Source organism: Kitasatospora sp. NPDC056327 (assembly GCF_042261735.1).
In the GTDB taxonomy this organism is placed as follows: Bacteria; Actinomycetota; Actinomycetes; order Streptomycetales; family Streptomycetaceae; genus Kitasatospora.
This window is the reverse complement of sequence record NZ_JBHJRC010000121.1, coordinates 1-22,144: the sequence shown is the minus strand read 5'-3', so window position 1 is coordinate 22,144 and position 22,144 is coordinate 1. Positions and strand designations below refer to the sequence as shown.

Below are 22,144 nucleotides of genomic sequence, written 5' to 3'. Positions count from 1 at the left end.
ACGCGGCCGGACGGGGACAGGGCTGCCGGACGGGGCAGCGCGAGCGGACGCGGACAGCGGGGACGGACGGGGACGGGCCGCTCAGCGTCCCGGGCCGCTTCCCGCCACGGGCGTGCCGAACCAACGGGTGAGCGCGGTGCCCAGACCGGTCCGGTCGGTCCCGGTCCACACCACGTGACCGTCCGGCCGCAGCAGGACGGCGGGGGTGGCGAGCGCCGCGGGGACGGCGGGCACCGCCGCCTCGCCGACACCGTCGCGGACCGCCTCGCGACCGTCCCCGCCGCCCTCCCCGCCGACGGCCTCGTCCACGACGTGGTCGACGCGGTCCGCCCAGCCCTCCGCCGCCTCCCCGAGGCGCCCGCCGGTGCGGTCCAGGAGCAGGCCCCGGCCGCCGTGCATCAGCCCGTAGAGGCGCCGCCCGTCCGACAGCGGCACGTCCCGCAGCCGACGGCCGATCAGCTCCGCGCCCGGCAGGTCCCCGCCGGGAGCGACCGCGCCGCCGGGAACCTCGCCGAACTCGTAGCACACGTCGACGGCGGTGATCATGCCCGTCACGTAGCGGTTGACCTCCGGGAAGTCCATCAGCCTCCCGAGCAGCCGCCGCAGCGCGGTCGGCCCCGGCTCGCTGCCGAGCAGGGTCATCTGGGCCCTGGTGTTCTCCAGCACCCGGGCGCCCACCGGGTGCCGTTCCGCCTGGTAGGTGTCCAGCAGCCCCTCCGGCGCCCGGCCGGCGACCTCGGCGGCGAGCTTCCAGCCGAGGTTGAACGCGTCCTGCACACCGAGGTTGAGGCCCTGTCCGCCGGTCGGCGGGTGGATGTGGGCCGCGTCGCCGGCCAGCAGCACCCGCCCGACCCGGTAGCGCTCGGCCTGCCGGGTGGCGTCGCCGAACCGCGACAGCCAGCGCGGCGAGTGCGCGCCGAAGTCCGTCCCGGCGACGGCCCGCAGCCGCTCCTTGAACTCCTCCAGGGTGGGCGCGCTCCCCCGGTCCTCCGCGACGCCGTCGGCCGGCACGATGATCCGCGCCACCCCGGCCTGCCCGTCCACGTCGGGGGCCACGCCGAACCGCAGCTCGGTCCGGCGGACCTCCGCGACCACGGCGGCGATCTTCGCCTGGTCCTCGGTCAGCTCCATGTCGCCGATCAGCGTCTCGACGGCGGCCGGCTCGCCGGGGAACCCGACCCCCAGCGCCTTGCGCACCGTGCTGCGCCCGCCGTCGCAGCCGACCAGGAAGCGCGAGCGCAGCACGGTGCCGTCCGCCAGCTCGGCCCCCACCCCGTCCGCGTCCTGGCTCAGCCCGGTCACCTCGCAACCGCGCCGGATCACGGCGCCGAGCTCACGGGCCCGCGCGTCGAGCAGCCGCTCGGTGACCGTCTGCGGGGTGGCCAGCCCGTAGGAGTGGGCGGTGTCCAGACCCTCCGGCCAGTCCTTGACGATCCCGCCGAACAGCCCGCCGACCCGGAACTTCTCGCTCTCCGCGAGGAACCGCTCCAGCAGCCCGCGCTGGTCCATGATCTCCACGCTGCGCGCGTGCAGCCCCCGCCCCCGGGACTGCCGGGTCGGCTCCGCCAGCCGCTCCAGGACGAGCACGTCCACCCCGTGCAGCCGCAGCTCGCAGGCCAGCATCAGCCCGGTCGGCCCGCCGCCGACCACGATCACGTCCGTCATCACCACAACGCCCCGTTCCACGATTCCCCGACACGTCCCGCCCGGGAGTACCCGGGACCAACCGGGACGGATCCGGATGAACTCCCGTGAGCCCGCCGATTTCCGCCCCTCCCGGGCTCAGGCCGACGATTCTGCGCCCTCCCCTCCCCCTTGCCGCAAGACCCCCCGTGCGCTATACCTTGAAAGTGGCGGCGAGTGGACATCCCTCGTCGCCTTCGTGTTTCCGGTGCCCCGGTGCCCACAGCGCCCCGGCGCCCCGACGCGGCAACAGCAACGCCCCCGACGCGCGAACGCCCGGCACCCGGCCCGCACGGCGGCGGGCCCGGCACCGGGCGTCCCTGCCGGACTCCTACCAGGCGTAGTCCTCCGGCGCGGGCTTGTGGCCGGGGAACAGCTCGTCGAGGCGGGCGAGGACCTCGTCGTCGAGCTTGATGTCCAGGGTGCGGACGGCGGCGTCGAGGTGGGCGATCGTGCGCGGGCCGACGATCGGGGCGGTGACGGCGGGGCGGGAGAGCAGCCAGGCGAGCGCCAGGTCGGCCGGGTCCTCGCCCAGTTCGGCGGCGAGGTCCTCGTACTCCTGGATCCGCGGCCGGTTGGCCTCCAGGATCTCGCCGGCGTGGGGCAGCGCGCCGCGGACGCGGGCGCCCTCGCGCTCCTTGCGCAGGGCGCCGCCGAGCACGCCGCTGCGCAGCGGGGACCACGGGAGCAGTCCGAGGCCGTAGTGCTCGACGGCGGGGATCACCTCCAGTTCGATCGCGCGGTCGAGCAGGTTGTAGAGGGACTGCTCACTGACGAGACCGAGGAAGTGGCGCCCGCGGGCGGCCTCCTGGGCCTGGGCGATGTGCCAGCCGGCGAAGTTGCTGGAGCCGACGTAGATGATCTTGCCCTGGGCGACCAGGACCTCCATCGCCTGCCAGATCTCCTCCCAGGGCGTGTCCCGGTCGATGTGGTGCATCTGGTACAGGTCGATGTAGTCGGTGCCGAGGCGGCGCAGGCTGGCCTCGACCGCGCGGCGGATGGCGAGGGCGGAGAGCCTGCCCTCGTTCGGCCAGTCGCCCATCGGGGCGTAGGCCTTGGTGGCGAGCACGGTCTTCTCGCGGCGGCCGTCGCCCTTGGCGAACCAGCGGCCGATGATCTCCTCGGTGCGACCCTTGTGGTTGCCCTCGGCGTCACGGCCGTAGCCGTTCGCGGTGTCGAAGAAGTTGATGCCCCGCTCGTGGGCGCTGTCCATGATCAGATGGGCGTCGGACTCCTCGGTGTGCGGGCCGAAGTTCATGGTGCCCAGGCAGAGTCGGGAGACGGTCAGGCCGGTGCGGCCGAGATGGGTGAACTCCATGGGGCCACCTTCCGTCGCACCGGCCGTGCTGTCCAGCACATTCCGACCCGCGGGACCCGGCTTTCGCAGGTGTCGCAGGTCAGCGGCCCCGGGTGCCGCCGGTGCGGACTCCGCACTGCTCAACGGCTCCGGCCGCCGGAACTCGCTGTACGAACGCACCACCGCGGCCGGCGCCAAGTGGCGGGCGGAGCCCGCCGGTTGCCGGGGAAGGGCCGCCGCGAGCGGGGAGTTCCCGCGCCCCGGCGTTCGCCGCGTTCCTCGCCGTCCGCTTCCTCGAACGCTCCGGTGGCCCGGTCGCGGTCGCGCTCGCGACCAGTACCGGCCGCGGCCTCGGTGCCGGCCGCGGGTCCGAGCGCCGTTCCCCCCGCCGTGGCCGCCCCCGTAACCGCCCCCGCAACCGTCCCCGCCCCGGTCGAGCGGTCTGCTGCCCGGGACCAGCAGCCGGAGCAGCCGGGCCCGGTGCCGAGCAGCAGCATGTTGACCGCGATCCCGCGGCGGGCGCCTGCCGGAGCGCCTTGACCACGGCGGCACCGATCGCGGCCACCCGCGCCACCGGCAGCGCGCCGTCCGGTGCCCGGGTGATCGCGGCGGCCGGCGACCTGCCCCGTGCCGCCCCGGCCGATCGGCTCCACGAGCCGGTAGCGGCCTCCGACCAGTGCCCCGTTGACTGCTGCCACGCAGGAAACCCTGGCGTCAGGGCGGTTCGCCGCTGATGTCACCGCATCAAATCGTTTCCCCCGCGCACCGGCCACCGCATACCGTGGGCCGGCCATCGATCCTGCGCCGAGGAGACGGACCCGCACCATGCAGAACGACCGACAGGGCTGGGCCGACGAGGGGTTCGGCGCGGTCGCCGACGCCTTCGCCCGCAACTTCGCCGACTTCCCCGAGCTCGGCTCCGCCGTCACCGTCCACGCGGGCGGGCGCAAGGTCGTCGAACTGTGGGGCGGTACGGCGGACGAGCGCACCGGCCGGCCCTGGGAGGCGGACACCCTCGTCCCGGTCTTCTCCTGCGCCAAGGCCGTGGTCTCGGTCTGCGCGCACCTGCTCGCGCAACGGGGCCGGCTCGACCTCGACGCGCCGGTCGCCCGCTACTGGCCCGGGTTCGCCCGGAACGGCAAGCAGGCGGTCACCACCCGGATGGTGCTCGCCCACCGCGCCGGCGTCCCGGCGCTCGACGCCGTGCTCACCTTCGACGAGGTCGCCGCCTGGACACCGGTGGTCCGCGCGATCGAGGAGCAGCGGCCGCTCTGGGAGCCGGACACCGCCCACGAGTACCACGGGCACGTGTTCGGCTTCGCGGTCGGCGAGGTGATCCGCCGGATCACCGGCCTCACTCCCGGCACCTGGTTCCGCGAGACGCTCGCCGGACCGCTCGGCCTCGACGTCCGGCTCGGCCTGCCCGCCGCCGAACTCCCGCGCCTGGCCCGCCTCGCCGAGGCCGGCGGCCGACGCCCGATGCCCGGCCCGGAGCACCTGCTCACCCGCATCGTGACGATGAACGGCGCCCTGGTCTTCCCCGGCCTCGACGAACCGCACGGCTGGAACGACCCCGCCCTGCACGCCGTCGAACTCCCCGGTGCGGGCGCCGTCGCCTCCGCCACCGGCCTCTCCGCCCTGTTCGCCGCCGCCGTCACCGGCGTCACCACTCCCGACGGCGGGCACCGCGACGCCCTCCTCACCCCCGCCACCGTCGCCGACGCCACCCGCGAGATCTCCTCCGGCCCCGGCTTCCTCGGCTTCGACGCGGGCGCCCGCTGGGGCTCCGGCTTCCTGCTCCCCTCCCCCGCCTTCCGCCCCATGCTCGGCCCCCGCAGCTTCGGCAACGACGGCGCCGGCGGCCAGTTCGCCTTCGCCGACCCGGACTTCGGCGTCGCCTTCGCCTACACCGCCAACCGCATGATCGGCCACGGCGACCCCCGTGCCGACCTCCTGGTGGACGCCGTCCGCACCTCCCTCGGCGGCTGACCCCGGTCCGCCCGCGGGGCGGGAGCGTCCTGCTCGACGGGGTCGCGGTTCACCGTCGCCGACTCCGGCCACCCCGACCACCCCGTGCAGACCCGGGCCCAGCACACCTGCCTGCGCCGGCACAACGCCGAAGCGGGCCGCCGTGACGCCCTGGCCGCCGAACACGAGGAACGCGCCCGCATCCGAAGCGGGAAAGGCATCCGCCGGGGCGGACGGCCGCTCGGGAGCGCAGCTCGGTCCGAACCGGCGGACCTGTCCGGCCGCAGCACTAGAGTTCCGGCCATGCGTGACGACGTTCATATGACCGCTTCGGCATCGGATCCGTCGGGGGCGGAAGGGTGCTGGACGGACCTGCCCTGGCTGGTCAACGCCGATCCGGAGCGGATCCCGGGGTTGCCGGCTTCCGAGGCGGATTCCGGTGCGCGACTGATGGCCGCGGTCTACCGGGCGTCGGTGGACGTGCACCGGGACGCGCCACCGTGGGTTCGGCGGCAGCTGCTGGCCCTGGACGCGGCTCGTTACGGGGACCGGGAGTTGTCGGCACGGATCGCCGCCGTGCCGGTGGAGGATGCCGGCACCGAGCGATGGCAGGTGCTGTGGTCCACCGGCGCGCAGAGCGACCCGCACTTCCGGATGAACCCGTCCGGTCACACCTCCGGTGTTGACGCGCTGGTGACAACCTTCTCGGACGGCCGCCACGTCGTGGTCACCGGCAGCAAGGACCGGACGGTCCGGGTGCGGGACCTTGAGACCGGCCAACCGGTCGGCGGGCCCGTGAGCGGCCTCAACGGCAGGGTGTGGGCGGTGGCGACGGAGGTCGTGGACGGTCGGCCGTGCGTCGTCACGGCCGGCGACTGGGCGGTACTCACGTGGGACCTGGCCACCCGCCGGCGGACGGGCGAGCTGCCGGGGATCGACGGTGAGGTGTGGTGCCTGGGCACGGCTGTCGTCCAGGGGCGACCGTGTGTGCTCGCCAGCGACGACGACGTGTCCGTGCGGGTCTGGGATCTCGCCAGTGGGGAACAGGTCGGCGAACTCACCGGACACGACGACTTCCTGATGGCCGTCGACACGCTGGTGATCGACGACAGGCCCCGTGCGGTGGGCTGTACGAGCGGTGGCAGGATCTGGCAGTGGGACCTGACCACCGGACAACCGGTCGGGGAACCCCTGCCGGGCCACGACGGCGAGGCGTGGGCGGTCGCGACGGCGGTCGTCGGCGGCAGAGCCCACGCGATCACGGCAGGTCACGACGCCACCGTGCGCGTGTGGGACCTGGTCATGGGACGGGAAGTCGGCAGGCTGGTCGGCCACGAAGGCACCGTGTCCGCGGTGGTGACCGCGGTGATCGGTGGAGAACTCCGGGTCGTCACCGGTGGTTCGGACGGAACGGTGTGCCTGTGGGAGCCGGCCGCCGGGCGGCAGATCGGCCGGGAGCTGGTGTTTCCCGCGCCGGTCCATGCGCTGACCGTGACCCCGGAAGGCTCGCTCGTGGTGGGCTTCGGCGGCGACGTCGCGGTGCTGTCCCTGCATGCCGACGAGCCCGGCCCGAGTGCCCTACCCGATCGCGGCGGGGCGTGCGAGACTGCGTGCGGTTGGTGACAGCCAATCATGAGCCGGGCGGCGGCGGGTGACTAGCGGTGCGACCGTTGATCAAATGGGTGATCTGTCTGGCTGTGGCATCGGGCCTCGGTGTCGGCGGCTACGTTCTCCTCCAGGACGACGAGCCGTTCACCGTCTACGGCTACCGGGCGATGTGCGAGAAGCCCCGGGGGTTCGATCAGGCCGCTCCGCACGCTGCGAGCGGGCCGCGGCCGGTTGTCGTGTCCGGCTTCTGGAACGTGCGCGACGAATCCCCGGAACTCTTCGACCCGGCCGCGCTGGACATCTGGGATCCGACCGATCCGGCGAAGGTCCAACTCGTGGCGTGCGTCGAAAAGGTCGGCCGGGGTGAGTTCGTCAAGAGCTGCGACTACGAGCCCGATCCGTTCGGGGTTCCCGGCGGCGCCGACTTCCGCAGCTTCCTGTACAAGGCCACCTACCGGGTGACCGTGTACGAGGCCCGCACCGGCAAACTCCTCGCGAGCCCGGAGTTCGCCGGCGACAGGTTCAGGCCGGAGGCGACACCGCAGGCCGAACCGTGCCCCCGGGCCGCCCTGACCCGTGCCAGCGGCCCCCGGTTCGAACAACGCGAGGCCGAACCCTATGTCCAGCAGATCCGGGACGCCTTGCAGCCACACGTCACCGGATAGGCCCCGGTGCTCGGGCCCGGTCCTCCGGGGGCCGCGGATCTCGCGGCCGACCGGAGCGGGTGATCACGCCCCCGGCCGACGGGCGGCTCCGGCCCCGGAGCGGGCCGCGTCGTTGATGATCACCTCGGCACCGCGGCGGCGGCGCGGTCGGCGGCGGGGATTTCGCGCCCTCCGCCCGGACTCATCCCAGGGCGCGGGGGAGCGTGGTGCGGACCCATTCCTCGGGCTCGGACAGGTGCGGAGCGTGACCGGCGTGGGGGTAGACGTGGCGGTCGGGCTTGGGGAGGGAGAGATCGATCAGGTCGAGGATCTCGCCGTACATCGGCTCGCTGTCGTCGCTCTGGGTGAGCAGGACGCGTTCGGTGAAGCGGTTCAGGGCGGTCAGGTCGAGGTCGAGGGCGTCCGGGTCGCGCAGTTCGTCGAGGTAGGTGGGCGCGTTGCGGATGTACGTGTGCCGGACGGGCGCGGGGAGCTGCTCCCAGGCCCCCGGACCGAAGGCGATGGTGTCCACGTACCGCTCGGCGGCGGCGGCCGACTCGGCCTGCTCCAGGAGCTCCCGGACGGCGGAGATCCGTTCCGCGAAGGCCACGCCCAGCGGCCGCAGCTCCGGGTCGGCGAGCAGGGTGCCGGTCGCGGGCGGTTCGTGGACGGCCACGCCGCGCAGCAGATCGGGGCGGGCGGCGGCGAGCCGGAGGGCGATCAGGGCGCCGTAGGAGTCACCGCAGACGTAGGCGGGTGCGAGCCCGAGCCCGACGATCAGCGCGGCCAGGTCGGCGGCGTCCTCGTAGACGGAACCCTGGGTGAGCAGGTCGTCGCTGCGGCTGTGACCGCGCCGGTCGTAGGCCACGACGGTGGTCTCCTCGGCCAGCCCCGGCAGGACGCGCGACCAGCTGTCGGCGTCGGTCCACGACCCGTGCACCAGCACCAGCCCCGGACCGGCGCCACGGGTCTCGTAGTACAGCGACACCCCGTTCACGCTGATCTCGGCCATCATGTGCCTCCCGATCTCGGTCGTGCACCGGCACCGCCCCATCAACCAGCGTGACACACCCGGTGCCCCCGGTCAGATCAGCACGTTGCCGGGCCCGCGCTCCCGGTGTCCGGGGCACCGGGCGGTGACGGAGGGCAGCAGTGGGCGGCGGCGGGCAGCCGCGCCGCCGGTCTGCGGCCTGCCGGGCGGGCCGGCGGCCGGGCGGCCGGCGGCCATCGCTGCGGGTGACCGCCCGGAAGGACGGCGCGAGCGCCGTGCCGGGGGGCCGACGGGTCCGCACCCGGCTCGCCCGGCCCCTGCCCGGCCCTCGCCCGGCCCTCGCCCGGTCATCCGTCCGGGTGACGGCCAATGATCAGCGGCAGCAGCAACTCTCCGGTGCTGGAGGCCGATTGACGTCCGGATCGCTCCGCATCCGGACGGCTTGAGTCCCGGCGCCGCGTGCGACGAGACTGGGCCCCGACATCCGAAGGGAGGGACCCACTTGACCACCGACCTCTCCACGATCCGGCAGATCAGACTCGGCGACGAACTGCGAGCCCTGCGGCTGGAGCAGAACAAGAAACTCCTGGAGGTCACCAGCGGTCTGGACGGCTGGAGCGCCGCCCGCCTCAGCAAGATGGAGCGCGCCGACCAGCCCGTCGGTCCCAGGGACCTCGCGACACTCCTCGACTACTACGGAGTCACCGGCGCGGACCGCGAGTACTACGAGAACCTCCTGGGCAACGGCCCGACGAAACAGTGGTGGCGGAACCTCGACTACGCCGAGGCGATCACACCCGCCTTCGCCGAGTACCTGGCGCTGGAGGCCGAGGCCTCCTCCATGCTCGACTACTTCCCCTCCGGGTTCCCCGGCCTCGTCCAGACGGAGGCGTACGCGATGGAGATGATCGCGGCCGGCCTGGACTCCCCCAACGAGGAACGCGTCGAGGCGGGCGCGGAGGTCCGGATCATCCGCCAGCGGCGTCTCTCCGACGAACCGGTCCTCACCCTGGAGGCCTACTTCGGGGAGATCGCGCTGCTGGTCGCCGGTGACCGCGCCGTCCTCGCCCGGCAGATCGAGCACGCCGTCGCCGTCGCCCAACTGCCCAACGTGACACTGCGGATGGTGCCGCTCAGTGCTGGTCGGCCGGGCATCCTGTCGTCCGGGGTGACGCTCATGCAGTTCCCCGGCGACACCGAAAACGGCTTCGTCTTCATCGAAGCCGTCGGCGGTATGCTCCCGCGTAGGGCGGGGCGCGACGTTCGACGAGCCGAGCGGGCCTTCTCCCGGGTCGAGCGGCACGCGCTGTCTCCCGCCGACACCATCACCGCCCTTGAACGCAAGCTGGAAGAGCTGACGTGAGCCAGAAGCACGATCCCTACGCCCACAACCCCGCCGACGCCGAGTGGGCCAAGTCCCCCTTCTCCGGTGACGGCAACGGCAATTGTGTGATCATCGCCCGCTTCACCAACGGCGATGTCTGGCTCGGCGACGACAAGCACCCCGCCCGACCCCACCTCGCCTTCGACCAGGCCGAGTGGACCGCCTTCGTCAAGGCCGTGGAGACCCGCTCCCCCCACTTCACCGCCTGACCTGGCCTTCCCCCACCGGGCACGGGCCCCGGAGCGGGAAGTCGGACCCACCGGCTTCCCGCTCCGCCGACTTCCCACTCCGCCGGCCTCCCGCTCCGCCGGCCTCCCGCTCCGCCGCGTTCACCGCTCCCCGGTCCGGACCGCGCCCAGCCGTTCGTCCGGGTGACCGCCGACGGCTCCCCTGCTCCTCGGGGTGATTCCGCGGAGTGATTCCTCGGGATGACGACGGGCGGACCGGCACCGGGACCGGGACCGGCCGACGAACAGGGCGGACCGGGCTGTCGGCGGCGACTGGCACGATGCCGGGCATGGTGAGATCACTCCGCATCGGGGGCTACGCCCCGACCGGCCGCCCGGCCGACACACCCGTCGCCAGGTTCGGCGGCCGGCCCGTCTGGCGGACGGAGCCCCAGTGGCCGGTCAGCGCGGCCTGGGACCGGCCGATGCGCTTCGTCGCCCAGATCGAGCTTGAGCCGGTCCTCGGCCCGGCCGGCCGCGGCCGGACGGCCTACCTCTTCGTGACCCACGCCGATCACGGAGAGGCGTTCTTCGACCCCGACGTCATCGACCCCGACGGCGGCGAGAACGCGGTGATCGTGCAGCCCGGCGGCGACCACACCGGCCCGGTCCGCCCGCTGACGACCGGGCCCGGGCTCTTCGACCGCGACGGCTCCGCGGTGGAGTTCACCCCCGCCCTCCACCTCGTCGACGACCCCGGCTTCCTGACGGGTCCGGAGGTCGCGGCACTGCCCCCGCTCGACCGGTACCAGCACATCGAACGGATCGACGGCGACAAGATCGGCGGGACGCCGTCGTTCTTCCAGGGCGACCAGTGGCCGGACGGCGGCCCGTGGCGGCTGCTGCTGCAACTCGACACCAACTGGCTGCCGTTCCGCCTCGAACTCGGGTCCTCGCCGAGGCTCTTCGCCTTCGTCTCCGAGGACGGCACCCGGGGCCGGCTGCTCGTCCAGGACTCCTAACGCCCGGACCGCACGCCCGGCGCCTCACGCCCGGCGGCGGCTCGCCCGAGCCCGCTCGCCGGGGCTCCGTCAGGCCCGCGGAGCGGGGTTCTCCACGTCCGAGGGGGCGGCGCCGGGCCCCCGGGGCAGGACGAGGAGGACCAGGAGCCCGAAGGCGACGGCGGCGGTCACGGTGCGCAGATCGTTGAACAGCTCCCAGCGGCGCAGGACCTCCGCGTGGTCCGGTGGCGGCGCGGTGGCTGCCCACTGCCTGATGCGGCCGTTGATGGGGACGTTGCCGAACCGCGTGATCAGGAAGGACGCGAGCACCAGCAGCCCCGCCCCGCCGGCGAGGGCGCGCGAACGGCCGCGCTCCGCGTGGGCCAGGGCGAAGGCACTGACGGCCGCGACCGCCATCGTGCCCTGCACGGTGATCCCGTTCATCGTCATCAGCGCGGTGTGGAAGTCGAGCCTCATGTCGAGCGGCACGGCGTTGAACGTCGGGACGAGGTTGGCGGCGCCGTAGCCGAAGGCGCCGGCCAGCAGCCCGCCGGAGAGGAGCGAGACCGCCCGGAGGAGTCGGATGCGCACGCGGGTCACCGGGTGGTGAAGCGGCTGCTCGGCCCGCCGTGGAGGCGGCCCGGCGGGAGCCTGCGGCCGAAGGTCACCAGGAGGAGGTCCTGGGCGGACCCGGAGACGGCGTCCCCGTGGCCGCAGGACCAGGCGAGGTCGTCGGCGACCAGTCGCACCCCGGTCAGGTCGACGCCGAAGAACCGGAGATCGCGGGGCCTGACGGCATCGAGCAGAACGGACAGCCTGTCCTCGGGGACCTTGCGCTCCAGTCCGAGGGCGACCGTCACGTCCAGCCCGTGCACCACGTCGTGGGCGAGTGCGGCTACGACCCCGCCGACCGGCGGTGTCCACGGGTGGTCCGCGTTGTCCCGCAGGAAGCCGCAGAGCTGGTCCGGGGAGTACGCGGCCGCGTCCCGGCGGGCGACCCGGTCGGTCATCCGGTGCAGGTTCCCCCGCGCCCTGACCATCTCCCCCAGCATCCTCGGCAGGGAGAGCCGGAACCCCGTCGACATGTGGGCGACCACCTCACGGACCCGCCACCCCTCGCAGAGGCTGGGTGCGCCCCAGTCTCCGACCGGCAGGCTCTCGAACACCTCGGCCAGCTCGCGGCGTTCCGCCGCGACGGCCGCCCTGACCCCCGCCCCGAAGTCCGCTGCCAGGTCTGCTCCGGGGCCCGTTCCGGCAGCCGCCCGCGCGTCACTCATCGCCTTCTCCATGGTCGTCAAGCCTGCCGACCGCCGGCTGCATACGTCCAATAGATGGTTCTGCTGTTCTCTAGAATCACCGGTTATGGAGCTCCGCCAGCTGCGCTACTTCGTCACCGTGGTCGAGGAGGGCGGCTTCACCCGCGCCGCCGCCCGCCTGCACCTGGCCCAGCCGGGCCTGAGCGCTCAGATCCGGCAACTGGAGAAGGAGCTGGGCCAGCCACTGCTCGACCGCTCCCACCGGTCGGTCACGCTCACCGAGCTGGGGCGGGCGGTGCTGCCGTACGCCCGGTCCGCCCTGGCCGCCGCGGACGGGGTGCGGCAGACCGCCGACGCGTTCACCGGACTGCTGCGCGGGCGGGTCTCGCTCGGCCTCGTCCCCGGCTCCGGCGGCCACGCCTTCGACATCGCGGGGTTCCTCGCGGACTTCCATGACGCGCACCCCGAGCTGGAGATCGCGCTCAGGGAGGACACCTCGGAACGGATGCAGGCGGCGGTCCTCTCGGGTGAGCTCGACATCGCCGTTCTCGGGCCGACCGACGAGGCACCCCCGGCCGGACTGTCCCTGCAGACCGTCATCGACACTCCGCTCGCGGTCGTCGCCGCACCCGACGACCCGCTCCTCGCGGCCCACCGGAGCACCGGTGTCCCGCTCGCCGCACTTCGCGACCGGGCGCTGATCTGCCTGCCGCCCGGCACCGGGGTCCGCGCGGCACTCGAACGGGCCTGCGCCCGGGCGGGGTTCCGCCCCCGCGTCGCGTTCGAGGCGGCGGCTCCCCCACTGCTCGCGCGGTTCGCCGCCCGCGGCCTCGGCGTCGCGGTACTGCCGGTGAGCGAGAACGACCCCGATCTCGACGGCCACCTGCGGGCACTGCCGATCGTCAACCCGGCGATCCGGGCACGCATCGCCCTCGCCTGGCGCACCGCCGGCCCGGCCGGCCCCGCCGCCCGCGTCCTCCTCGACCGCCTCCGCACCACCGTCCCCGTTCCCCCGTCCACCGAAGAACCCACGCCCACCGAAGAACCCCGGCCTGACCGCCCCACCTGACCGCCCCGCCCCCGCGCACGGGTCCTTCTCCGGTCGGCGGCCCGCCTGCGCGTGGGAAGTCGGCGGGCCCGACTTCCCACTCCGGGGCGGCGACCGGCCGTGACCGGGGCGGTGACGGTTCGTTGCGACGGTCGTGAAGACGACCCGAACCATCGCCCTCCTCGCGACCGCCCTGTTCGCCGGCGGCCTCGTGAACGCCGCCCACGCCATCACGCCCGTGCCGGGGGCGAGTTCCCCGGCCACGGACACCAGCCTTCGTCTCACCGTGACCCACGGTGAGACGCCGACCGCCGGGACGCCCCGCGCGGTGCTGCTCGACTGCCCGCCCGACGCCGCCACCACCCACCCCGATCCCCTCACGGCGTGTCGACTCATCGACTCTGTCAACGGCAACATCGGCGAGCTCGACGTCAACCCGGGTGCCTGCACCCAGGAGTACGACCCGTACACCGTGACCGCCTCCGGGACGTACCGGGGCCGGCCGCTCTCCTTCCACCACACCTACGGCAACCACTGCACGCTGCTCCGCGCCACCGGGGCGGTCTACGACTTCTGACCGCCCCGGGGCAGATCCGGCGGACGGCTCCGGCGGACCACCGCGGATTCGCCTCCGTCTACGGTGGCGGGGTCGATCGATCGATCGATCGCTCTCCCCATCGGGCTGCCCCGGCGGTCGCCCAGGGCCCGCCGCGGTCCGCCGACCTTCGAGGGGTTGACCGAGTGGGGGGCACCAACTGCCGGACCTCGACAGCGGACCGGCAGAACGCCATGGCCCGGAACGCACCCGAGCAGGAGGGGGAGGCCCGGCCCCGTGGCGGCGGGGCCGGGCGGTCTTGGGCGACGGCCCGCCAGGACCAGCCGGCGGTGCACCGCGCGAGGTTCCCCGTGCCGTGGGACACGCCGGCGGCACGGGTCCCGGGGCCCGGCCCTGCGGCAGCCGCAGCGACGGGGGCCGCCGGGGCGGAGCCCGTCCTGCCCATCGGCGTTACCGGAGGTGACGGCGCGGCGGGCGGGTCCGGTCCCTGCGAGCGGCCCGCGGACAGCCTTGGGCACGGACTGACGGGACGTCAACGCGACTCCGCCCCCGTGCCCCCGGTACGGACCGCAGGTGCCTCTAGGGGCACGGATCACCGGAAGGCTGAACCATCGGGGGCACGCCCGGCGGGGCACCACCCGCGCCCCGGGGTCGTCGGGCGCCGGCGGCGGCGCGCAGCACTGGCGTCGCGCCACGCGGAGGGCGAGGGCGAGGGGGACCTCGGGGCGACCCACGGCGGCGAGGGCGAAGGCCATCACGGAACCTCGATTCCCGGGCCTCCACGGCGGTGGCCCGACACCTCACAGCCTGCCGCCCCACCACCCCCGCCCGCCTGTACCGATCGGCACATTTCCGCGGCTCACAAAGGTGCTCCGACCCTGCCCATCGGCACCCGCCCCTCCCCCTCCGCGCCCCCGCAAGGGCGCTCCGCGGCTACCCCGCGTCGCCGTTGTCGCCCATGAGGGCGCCGCCGCCCGTCCGGCGGCCCCCGGCCTTCTGGTAACGACGCAGGACGCGCCCCGACCCCACGGTGACGGCCGCCACCGCACGGGTCCACCGGGGTCCGCCCCGGTCGGCCCACACCACGCAGACACAGCCCCCGACGACGAGTGCCAGGATGCCGATCAGCACCGCACCGATCATGTCGCCCACCTTCCGTTCACGTCCGTCGTTCGTCGCAGCCGCACGGCTTCCGTACGGATACCGGGATACTCCCAGGTGACTCCCCGGTTCCGCACGCAGGCACTCGGGCGCCCGGGTGCGTTCGGGCAACCGGGGGCGCGGCCGGCGCGGCGGCGGCGATGAGGTGGCGCAGGGCGCCGTAGTACACCTCGTGATCGGTCACGACGGGCAGGTACTCCGCGACGTGACCGGCCAGCAGGGGGTACTCGTCGGGGTCGAGGGCGGCCAGGGCGGTGCGGGTCACGGAGCGGCTGGCGACGGGGTCGCGGTGGTCGACGAAGCTCGCGCTGCCGAGGGTGAGCAGGTACATCCGCCGGTAGGCGGTCATCGCCTCCGCAGGGGTCATGCCGGCCGCGACGCTGTCGGCGAGCTGCGGCTCCACCAGGCGGGCGAGCAGGTTCCGCCCGAGCCAGGGGCGGCTGCCGCGCAGCGCGACCAGCCCGGGGTGACCGGTCAGCAGGCGGTACAGCGCCGTGAACCGGGCCTCGGTGGCGTCGGTCCAGGCGGTGCCCGGCGCAATCACCGGAAGGCGCTCGGCGAGGTGGTCGGTGACCAGGTCGAGCAGGCCCGCGAGGTCGGTGCAGCGGCGCTGAAGCGAGGCGACGGAGATGTCCAGCCGCGCGGCGAGGGTCCGGAAGCTGAGGGCCCCCGGACCCTGCCCGTCGACGATCGCCAGGGCGGCGACGGCGATGCGTTCGGGAGTGGCGCGGTCGGCGGAGGGGGATGACCTGGGCATGTGGAACAGCGTACGGTACGACGTACCGGTACACCGTACCGGCGAGCCCGGAGGCAGCGCCGGACGGCGGATCCGGCACCGGCTCACGGAGTCCGGGCACCCCCCGGGACTCCGGCAGCACCGATCGCGGAGGCGGCGACATGCACCAGCAGCAGCTCGGCTACGAGGACATCAAGGCGGCAGCGGAGCGGATCGCCGGGCGCGTGCGGCCGGTGGCCCTCGCCCCGGGCGACGGCACGGGCGGCACGGGCGACGCGGGCGCCGTCGGTACCCCGGCCGGCCCCGAGCTGTGGCTGGCCCTGGAGTACCTGCAGCACACCGGCTCCTTCAAGGCGCGCGGTGCCCAGAACTTCCTCCGGACCCACCGCGAGGCCGCCACCCTGCCGGACGCCGGGGTCACCATCGCCTCCGGCGGCAACGCCGGGCTGGCGTGCGCGTGGGCGGCCCGGCAGCAGGGCGTGCGGGCCACCGTCTTCCTCCCCGCCACCGCGCCCCGGGTGAAGATCGACCGGCTGCGCTCGTACGGGGCGGACGTCCGGCTGGTCGGCACGGAGTACGCGGAGGCCCTGGCCGCGTGCGAGGAGTTCGCCCGAACCTCCGGCGCGCTGGCGAGCCACGCCTACGACCACCCGCTGATCGCGGCGGGCGCGGGCACGCTGCTGGAGGAGATCCACGAGCGGCTCCCGGGCCTCGACACCGTGGTGGTCGCGGTGGGCGGCGGCGGACTGTTCGCGGGCGTCGCCGCGGCGGCCCTGGAGCACGGCGTCCGCGTGGTGGCGGTCGAGCCGGAGCACTCCCGCGCGCTGCACGCCGCCAGGGCGGCGGGCCGACCGGTGGACGTCACGGTCGACTCGGTCGCCGGCGACTCGCTCGGTGCCCGCCGGGCCACCGCCCTGGCCGTCGACGCCGCACGCGGGCCGGGCGTCCGCACGGTGCTGGTGCCGGACGCGGCGATCGTGCGGGCCAGGCGGACGCTCTGGGACGAGCGCCGGATCGTGGTCGAGCACGGCGCGGCCACCGCCCTCGCCGCCCTGCTCGCACCCGGCGACCACGGCGCCGACAGTGACAGCGACGAGTACGGCTACCGCCCCTCCGACGGCGAGCGGGTCTGCGTCGTGCTGTGCGGCGCCAACACCGACCCGGCCGACCTGTCGGCCCCGCCGCGGGCGCACTGAACTCCCCGCTCTTCCGGCGCGGACGAGGGATTCCCCGCGACGTCACGGCCCAGTGCGTCCGCCCCCGGTGACCGTACCGGCCACCCGTCCGCGCACCCCGTCACAGCCGTCCCCCGTCACCCCCGTCACCGCCGTCACCGCCGTCCCTCGACCGGTCCCCCGGCACCGTCCGCCGCCGGTACAGCGCCGTCCACCGCCGTTACAGCGCCTGACGACCGTCCCGCACCCGGGCCGCCGGGCCCGGCCGGCGCAGCACCCGCAGACCCGGTCCGCGGGTGCTGCGGCGGGAGCGCGGAGCGGGCGTCCGCGAGGTCCCCGGCACCCCGCCCGCAGGTGATGCCCGTGCAGGCCCGTAGAGGCCCGGCCCGTGCAGGCCCGTGCAGGCCCGTGCAAAATCGATTGGCGCCGGCGCCGGGCCGGGCCAACCTCCCGGTATGACCCGCCGACTGCTCCTGCTCCTCTCCCTCACCTGCGCCGTGGGCGTGGGCACCATCTACTTCCCGCAGGCGATCACGCCGCTGATCGCCTCCGGCCTCGGTACCTCGCAGGAGGCCGCCGCCGTGGTGGTGACGGCCACCCAGATCGGCTACACGGCAGGGATCTTCCTGCTCGTCCCGCTCGGCGACCGGCTGGCCGGCCGCCCGCTGCTGGTCGCCCTGCTCGGGCTCGCCGGCCTCGGGCTGCTCGTGGCGGGGTGCGCGCCGACGCTGCCGGTACTGACCGCCGCGAGCGTCGCCGTCGGGATCACCGCGGTCGCCGCCCAGGTCGTGTCCCCGATGGCGGCGGGACTGGTGCCCGCCGAGCGGCGCGGGGCGGTGATCGGCACCCTGATGAGCGGATCGACGGGCGGCATGCTGCTGGCCCGGGCGTTCGGCGGCACGCTCGGCGAGTGGCTGGGCTGGCGCGCCCCCTATCTGGCGGCGGGGGCGCTGACGCTGCTCCTCGCGGCGGTCCTGACCCGGGCCCTGCCGGACGTCACCGCCGTCGCCCCGGCCGTCCGGCCGTCCTACCGGGCGCTGCTGGCCGCGCCCGTGCGGCTGCTGCGCACCGAGCCGGAGCTGCGCCGGTCCGGCTTCTACCAGGCCACGGTCTTCGCCGGCTTCTCGGCCGTCTGGACCTGCCTGCCGCTGCTGCTCACCGGCCCGGCGTACGGGCTCGACGCCCGGGCGGTGGGCCTGGTCGCCCTGGTCGGCGCGGCGACGATGGTGTGCACGCCGTTCGCCGGGCGGGTGGTGGACCGGCGGGGCGCCGATCCGGTGAACCTGGTCTGCCTGCTCGGCACACTCGCCGCGGCCGCCGTCCTCCTGGCCGGGGGCGGGACCGACGGCCGGGGCGGGCCGGGCGACCGGGTGGGCGGCGGCGCGGTTGGCCTGGTCGTCCTGGTGAGCGGGACGCTGTTGCTGGACGTCGCGATGCAGTCCGGCATGATCGCCAACAAGACCCGGGTCTACGAGCTGCGCGCCGATGCCAGGGGCCGTCTGAACACCGCCTACATGACCTTCGGCTACCTCGGCGGCAGCGTGGGCTCCTGGCTCGGCCTGCGGGCCCACGTCCTGGCGGGCTGGCCCGGTGTCTGCGGCCTGCTCGCCCTGCTCGCCGCCCTCGCGCTGGCCCGCCACCTCACGGCCGCGCGCGGCCCGCGCGAGCGCGCCCGGGCCCTCCCGGAGGAGCCTGCCGGGGAGGGCGGACGCACGCTCCCGGCCGGCTCCGCGCCGGCCCCGACCGGCCCCTCCGACGCCCCGGCCGACGGTGTCGGTGGCACCCGATAGCGTTCCCCCCGTCCCGCTCGTCCCGCCCCTCCTGCTCGTCCCACCCGTCCCGCCCCTCCCGCCCACCCCTTCCGTCCTGACCGGAGGTCACCCGTGGCCCGGCTCCTCGTCCGCAGCGGCATCAACCCCGACGACCCCGACGCGCCCGTGGTGGTGCTGCTCGTCGACCCCGACGGCCCGCCCGGGGAGCGGGCGGTGGCGCGGCTCGGGGCCCACGGCCACGAGGAGTCCGGCGCCTTCCACCTGCTGCCCACCGACGGCTGGGCGGAGCGGTCCCTGGACGGGGACCGGCTGACCCTCGCGGTGGCGGCGTACCCGGTCGCGCTCCGACAGGTCGGCGTGGACCCGGCGGCGTTCCCGGAGCGCTCGGCCGCCGCGCCGGAGGCGGCACTGCTGCTGCGCGCGGAGGCGGTGGTCGACCCGGGGCTGTACGCCCGGGCCGACGACGTGACCGCGGTGTTCACCGCCGGCCCGGACCTCGCACCGGACGAGGTCCCGGCGGACGAGGAGCCGCCGCTCCTGCTCGCCCCGGAGCCGGTGGAGGCGGAGGCCGGGGAGGGCCCCGGGACCGGGACCTGAGGGCGCACGGAGGACCGGAGCCGCCACCTCGCCCCGGGCCCGACACGCAGGAGCCGGGAGCGCTCCACGCGCCCCCGGCTCCTGCGGGCCCGGATCCTCCGAGGCCTCCGCCCCGCTACGCCCCGCTGTGCCGGAGCATGTCCTCGCGCTCCACCACCTTGACCCGCTCGCGCCCCTCCGCCGCGCCGAGCGCGCGCTCGTGGGCGTCGAGCTCGTGCCAGCCCTGCCAGGTGGTGTACCGCACCCCGCGCTCGCCCAGGTGGGCGACGACCGCCTCCGGGTCGGGCTCGACGGCACCGGGCAGGCGGCCCTCGGTGTGGTCGGCGAGCAGGCAGGCGACCGTCTCGTTGGCGTCGCCCTTGGTGTGTCCGATCAGGCCGACCGGTCCGCGCTTGATCCAGCCGGTCACGTACACCGCGTCCTGGTGCGAGCCGTCCGCGGCGAGCACCCGCCCGGCGGCGTTCGGGACGGTGCCGGAGACCGGGTCGAACGGCAGCTTGGGCAGCTCGTCCGAGTAGTACCCGATGGCCCGGTAGACGGACTGCACGTCCCAGTCGGTGAACCGGCCGGTGCCCCGGACGTTGCCGGTGCCGTCCAGCTCGGTGCGCTCGGTGCGCAGCCCGCGCACCGCGCCGTCCTCGCCCAGCACCTCCACCGGGGACTCGAAGAAGTGCAGGTAGAGCCGGTGCGGACGGTCGCCGGTGTCACGGATCGCCCAGTTCTCGATGGTCGAGGCGACCATGTCGACGTGCTTGGCGGCACGGCGCTCGGCGATCGAGCCGTCGTCGTACTCGATGTCCTCGGGGTTGACGATCACCTCGATGTTCGGCGAGTGGTCGAGCTCGCGCAGTTCCATCGGGCTGAACTTGGCCTGGGCGGGGCCGCGGCGGCCGAAGACGTGCACCTCCAGCGCCCGGTTGCGCTTGAGGCCCTCGTGGACGTTCGGGGGGATCTCGGTCGGCAGCAGCTCGTCGGCGGTCTTGGCCAGGATCCGGGCCACGTCCAGGGCCACGTTGCCCGCGCCGAGGACGGCGACCTTCTCGGCCTCCAGCGGCCAGGTGCGCGGCACGTCCGGGTGGCCGTCGTACCAGGAGACGAAGTCCGCCGCGCCGTAGGAGCCTTCGAGGCCGACACCGGGGATGTCGAGCGCCCGGTCGGCCATGGCGCCGGTGGAGAAGACCACGGCGTCGTAGAAGCGGTGCAGGTCGTCCAGGGTGAGGTCGGCGGGGTAGTCGACGTTGCCGAAGAGACGTATCTGCGGCTTGTTCAGGACCTGGTTGAGGGCGGTGACGATCCCCTTGATCCGCGGGTGGTCGGGCGCGACGCCGTACCGGATCAGCCCGAACGGCGCGGGCATCCGCTCGAAGAGGTCGATGGAGACCCCGGGCTGCTGGGCGGCGTCGGACTTCAACAGGGCATCGGCGGCGTAGATGCCGGCGGGGCCGGCGCCGACGATCGCGACGCGGATCGGGCGGGTCATGGCGGAACGATCCTCCGAACGGGGACGAACGGTACGGGCGGGACACGGCGGGGGCGGGGCGGACGGGCGAGGGCGACCCGGTCCCACCCAACCGTGCCGGTCCCCGCCACTGTAGGTGGTGTGGATCTATGAGGTCATAGAGCGAACCTATGGCCGATCCGGGAACAACGGCCGGTTCCCCCGTTCGCACAAGGTCCAAAAACCGCCCCCGCAGGGAATCCACGGTGCCCTAGTCTGACCGTCGCACCACCACATGAGGTCTAGACCACAGAGTGGGGAATCATGAATTCGCGTGCATGGAAGGCCCGTTGGACCGGAGCCGCCGCACTGGCCGCGGTGCTCCTGCTGACCGGCGCCGGCGCCGGGGTGGCCGGCGCCGACCCGACGACACCGCAGGCCACGGCCGGGGCGGGCGCACCGGACGGGGCGAGCGTACCGAACAGGGCGGCCGCACCGGACGAGCCGGACACCCGGGCAGGGACGGGCCTCCCAGCCGGCACCGCCGTCGGCTGGCGGGTGCTCGGGCTGGCCGTCGCCCCGGAGGGGACGAAGGCGTACGTCGTGGCCGCCGACCGCTCCGGCAGCCGCACCCCGGTCGTGCTGCGGACCGTCGACCTCCGCAGCGGGGCGGTCGTCGCCGAGCTCCCGCTGGCCGCGGACGGCACCGCCGGCCGGCCCGTGGTGAGCCAGGACGGCCGCCGGCTCCATGTGATCGTGGCGGACCGGCTGGTCACGGTGGACACGGCCACGGGCACCGTCCTCTCCCGCACCGGGGCACCGGAGCAGGAGCGTCCGGCCGGCTGGTCCCCCGGCGCGCTGACCGGCCTCGCGGTGAGCCCGGACGGCTCGCGGGTCTACGTCGGCCAGGACGGTCCGGCCGCCGACGGCCTGGGCGTGCGCCCGGGACGCCTGCTGGTCTTCGGCGCCGACCGGGCCGGCTCGGCCGGCACCGTCGGCTCCGTGCCGCTGCCCGGCCACTCCGTGAGCGGGGTCGCGCTGCAGACCGGCGGCGCCGCGGCGTACGTCGCCACCGACCTCGGCGTCGAGCACCTCGACACCACCACCGCCGTGCCGACCGTCCTGCGCACCGTCGCACGACTCGGCGCGGCGACGGAGCTGACCGCCTCCCCGGACGGCCTGCGGGTGTACGCGCTGGGCGCGCAGTCCTCCGCCGGCACCGGGTACGCCGTCGACACGGCGACCGACCTCGCGCGGCCGGTGTTCACCTTCGCGACCGGGCCGGCCGATCTCCACTACGTCGCGGTGAGTCCGGGCGGCGGGCGCCTGTACCTGCTCCGGGACAGCTGGACGCCGCAGGCCGCCGTCCTCTCCTTCGACACCGCGACCGACGCCGGCCTGCCCGGCGAGACGCTCACCGGGTTCGGCCTGGAGGGCGTCTCGGCCACGGCGGTCGTCCCGGGCGGGCACGCGCTCCTGCTGGCCGGGATCCGCGGCGACGGCTCGTACCTGAGGACCGTCGCGCTCTGACACGCCCCCCGCCGGCTCCCGCACTCCCCAGCTCGGTCAGCGGTGCCCGGTCGGCGGCTTCCTGGACCCAGCCGGTGCCGTCGATCGCGGAGTGGGTCGTCGGGTCCGCCAGCACCGCGAACACCCTCGCGA

20 protein-coding genes are annotated in these 22,144 nt (G+C 74.8%); 12 read left to right on the top strand and 8 right to left on the bottom strand.

Going from position 1 to position 22,144, the window contains the following annotated elements; all coding sequences use genetic code 11:
• Positions 1–81: 81 nt before the first annotated feature.
• Together ACFCX4_RS19185 and ACFCX4_RS19180 are read right to left on the bottom strand one after the other, a co-directional pair.
• The gene (locus ACFCX4_RS19185; RefSeq protein ID WP_376143888.1) at positions 82–1,665 is read right to left on the bottom strand and encodes an FAD-dependent monooxygenase; all 1,584 of its coding nucleotides are present in this window, start codon (positions 1,663–1,665) and stop codon (positions 82–84) included.
• Positions 1,666–2,014: 349 nt separating this feature from the next.
• Positions 2,015–3,001, bottom strand: coding sequence for an aldo/keto reductase (locus ACFCX4_RS19180; RefSeq protein ID WP_376143886.1), 987 nt, complete (start codon positions 2,999–3,001; stop codon positions 2,015–2,017).
• 804 nt (positions 3,002–3,805) lie between these two features.
• On the opposite strand from ACFCX4_RS19180, the gene ACFCX4_RS19175 reads away from it, so the two are divergent.
• From ACFCX4_RS19175 to ACFCX4_RS19165, 3 genes are all read left to right on the top strand, one after another.
• Entirely contained in the window at positions 3,806–4,969 is a 1,164-nt protein-coding gene (locus tag ACFCX4_RS19175; RefSeq protein WP_376143884.1) for a serine hydrolase domain-containing protein, read from the top strand.
• A 282-nt stretch (positions 4,970–5,251) separates the two neighbouring features.
• A complete protein-coding gene (locus tag ACFCX4_RS19170) occupies positions 5,252–6,571 on the top strand; it encodes a WD40 repeat domain-containing protein (RefSeq protein ID WP_376143882.1) in 1,320 nt (439 codons plus the stop codon).
• A 38-nt stretch (positions 6,572–6,609) separates the two neighbouring features.
• Positions 6,610–7,221: a hypothetical protein gene (locus tag ACFCX4_RS19165; RefSeq protein WP_376143880.1), complete on the top strand. Its 612-nt coding sequence runs from the start codon at positions 6,610–6,612 to the stop codon at positions 7,219–7,221.
• Between the two features lie 181 nt (positions 7,222–7,402).
• Here ACFCX4_RS19165 and ACFCX4_RS19160 read toward each other — a convergent pair whose 3' ends face one another.
• A complete protein-coding gene (locus tag ACFCX4_RS19160; protein WP_376143878.1) occupies positions 7,403–8,212 on the bottom strand; it encodes an alpha/beta fold hydrolase in 810 nt (269 codons plus the stop codon).
• A gap of 481 nt (positions 8,213–8,693) precedes the next feature.
• On the opposite strand from ACFCX4_RS19160, the gene ACFCX4_RS19155 reads away from it, so the two are divergent.
• From ACFCX4_RS19155 to ACFCX4_RS19145, 3 genes are all read left to right on the top strand, one after another.
• Complete coding sequence (locus tag ACFCX4_RS19155; protein ID WP_376143876.1) at positions 8,694–9,554, top strand: helix-turn-helix domain-containing protein; 861 nt, start codon at positions 8,694–8,696, stop codon at positions 9,552–9,554.
• Entirely contained in the window at positions 9,551–9,784 is a 234-nt protein-coding gene (locus ACFCX4_RS19150; RefSeq protein ID WP_376143874.1) for a DUF397 domain-containing protein, read from the top strand. The genes ACFCX4_RS19155 and ACFCX4_RS19150 overlap by 4 nt, the downstream gene beginning before the upstream one ends.
• A 308-nt stretch (positions 9,785–10,092) precedes the next feature.
• Positions 10,093–10,764, top strand: a complete 672-nt coding sequence (locus ACFCX4_RS19145; protein ID WP_376143873.1) for a hypothetical protein — start codon at positions 10,093–10,095, stop codon at positions 10,762–10,764.
• A gap of 69 nt (positions 10,765–10,833) precedes the next feature.
• Here ACFCX4_RS19145 and ACFCX4_RS19140 read toward each other — a convergent pair whose 3' ends face one another.
• Both ACFCX4_RS19140 and ACFCX4_RS19135 read right to left on the bottom strand, forming a co-directional pair.
• Entirely contained in the window at positions 10,834–11,334 is a 501-nt protein-coding gene (locus ACFCX4_RS19140; RefSeq protein ID WP_376143871.1) for an anthrone oxygenase family protein, read from the bottom strand.
• 5 nt (positions 11,335–11,339) lie between these two features.
• Positions 11,340–12,020: a maleylpyruvate isomerase family mycothiol-dependent enzyme gene (locus ACFCX4_RS19135; protein WP_376143869.1), complete on the bottom strand. Its 681-nt coding sequence runs from the start codon at positions 12,018–12,020 to the stop codon at positions 11,340–11,342.
• Between the two features lie 85 nt (positions 12,021–12,105).
• Between ACFCX4_RS19135 and ACFCX4_RS19130 the strand changes: the two genes are divergently transcribed.
• On the top strand, positions 12,106–13,068 hold the full coding sequence (locus ACFCX4_RS19130) for a LysR family transcriptional regulator (RefSeq protein WP_376143867.1): 963 nt from the start codon (positions 12,106–12,108) through the stop codon (positions 13,066–13,068).
• Between the two features lie 133 nt (positions 13,069–13,201).
• Positions 13,202–13,624 carry an SSI family serine proteinase inhibitor gene (locus tag ACFCX4_RS19125; RefSeq protein ID WP_376143865.1) on the top strand — a complete coding sequence of 141 codons (423 nt, stop codon included), beginning with the start codon at positions 13,202–13,204 and terminating at the stop codon, positions 13,622–13,624.
• Positions 13,625–14,536: 912 nt separating this feature from the next.
• On the opposite strand, the gene ACFCX4_RS19120 is transcribed toward ACFCX4_RS19125, so the two are convergent.
• Complete coding sequence (locus tag ACFCX4_RS19120) at positions 14,537–14,746, bottom strand: hypothetical protein (protein ID WP_376143863.1); 210 nt, start codon at positions 14,744–14,746, stop codon at positions 14,537–14,539.
• A 16-nt stretch (positions 14,747–14,762) separates the two neighbouring features.
• Entirely contained in the window at positions 14,763–15,521 is a 759-nt protein-coding gene (locus tag ACFCX4_RS19115; protein WP_376143861.1) for a TetR/AcrR family transcriptional regulator, read from the bottom strand.
• Positions 15,522–15,661: 140 nt separating this feature from the next.
• Between ACFCX4_RS19115 and ACFCX4_RS19110 the strand changes: the two genes are divergently transcribed.
• The 3 genes from ACFCX4_RS19110 to ACFCX4_RS19100 all read left to right on the top strand — a co-directional run bounded on the left by ACFCX4_RS19110 (position 15,662) and on the right by ACFCX4_RS19100 (position 19,044).
• Positions 15,662–16,696, top strand: a complete 1,035-nt coding sequence (locus ACFCX4_RS19110; protein ID WP_376143859.1) for a threonine/serine dehydratase — start codon at positions 15,662–15,664, stop codon at positions 16,694–16,696.
• Between the two features lie 434 nt (positions 16,697–17,130).
• Positions 17,131–18,465 carry an MFS transporter gene (locus ACFCX4_RS19105; RefSeq protein WP_376143857.1) on the top strand — a complete coding sequence of 445 codons (1,335 nt, stop codon included), beginning with the start codon at positions 17,131–17,133 and terminating at the stop codon, positions 18,463–18,465.
• Positions 18,466–18,558: 93 nt separating this feature from the next.
• Entirely contained in the window at positions 18,559–19,044 is a 486-nt protein-coding gene (locus ACFCX4_RS19100; protein WP_376143855.1) for a hypothetical protein, read from the top strand.
• A gap of 115 nt (positions 19,045–19,159) precedes the next feature.
• Here ACFCX4_RS19100 and ACFCX4_RS19095 read toward each other — a convergent pair whose 3' ends face one another.
• Complete coding sequence (locus tag ACFCX4_RS19095) at positions 19,160–20,524, bottom strand: FAD-dependent oxidoreductase (protein ID WP_376143854.1); 1,365 nt, start codon at positions 20,522–20,524, stop codon at positions 19,160–19,162.
• A gap of 282 nt (positions 20,525–20,806) precedes the next feature.
• Here ACFCX4_RS19095 and ACFCX4_RS19090 point away from each other — a divergent pair, with 282 nt between their 5' ends.
• Positions 20,807–22,012 carry a hypothetical protein gene (locus tag ACFCX4_RS19090; protein WP_376143852.1) on the top strand — a complete coding sequence of 402 codons (1,206 nt, stop codon included), beginning with the start codon at positions 20,807–20,809 and terminating at the stop codon, positions 22,010–22,012.
• The last annotated feature ends 132 nt before the right edge of the window (positions 22,013–22,144 follow it).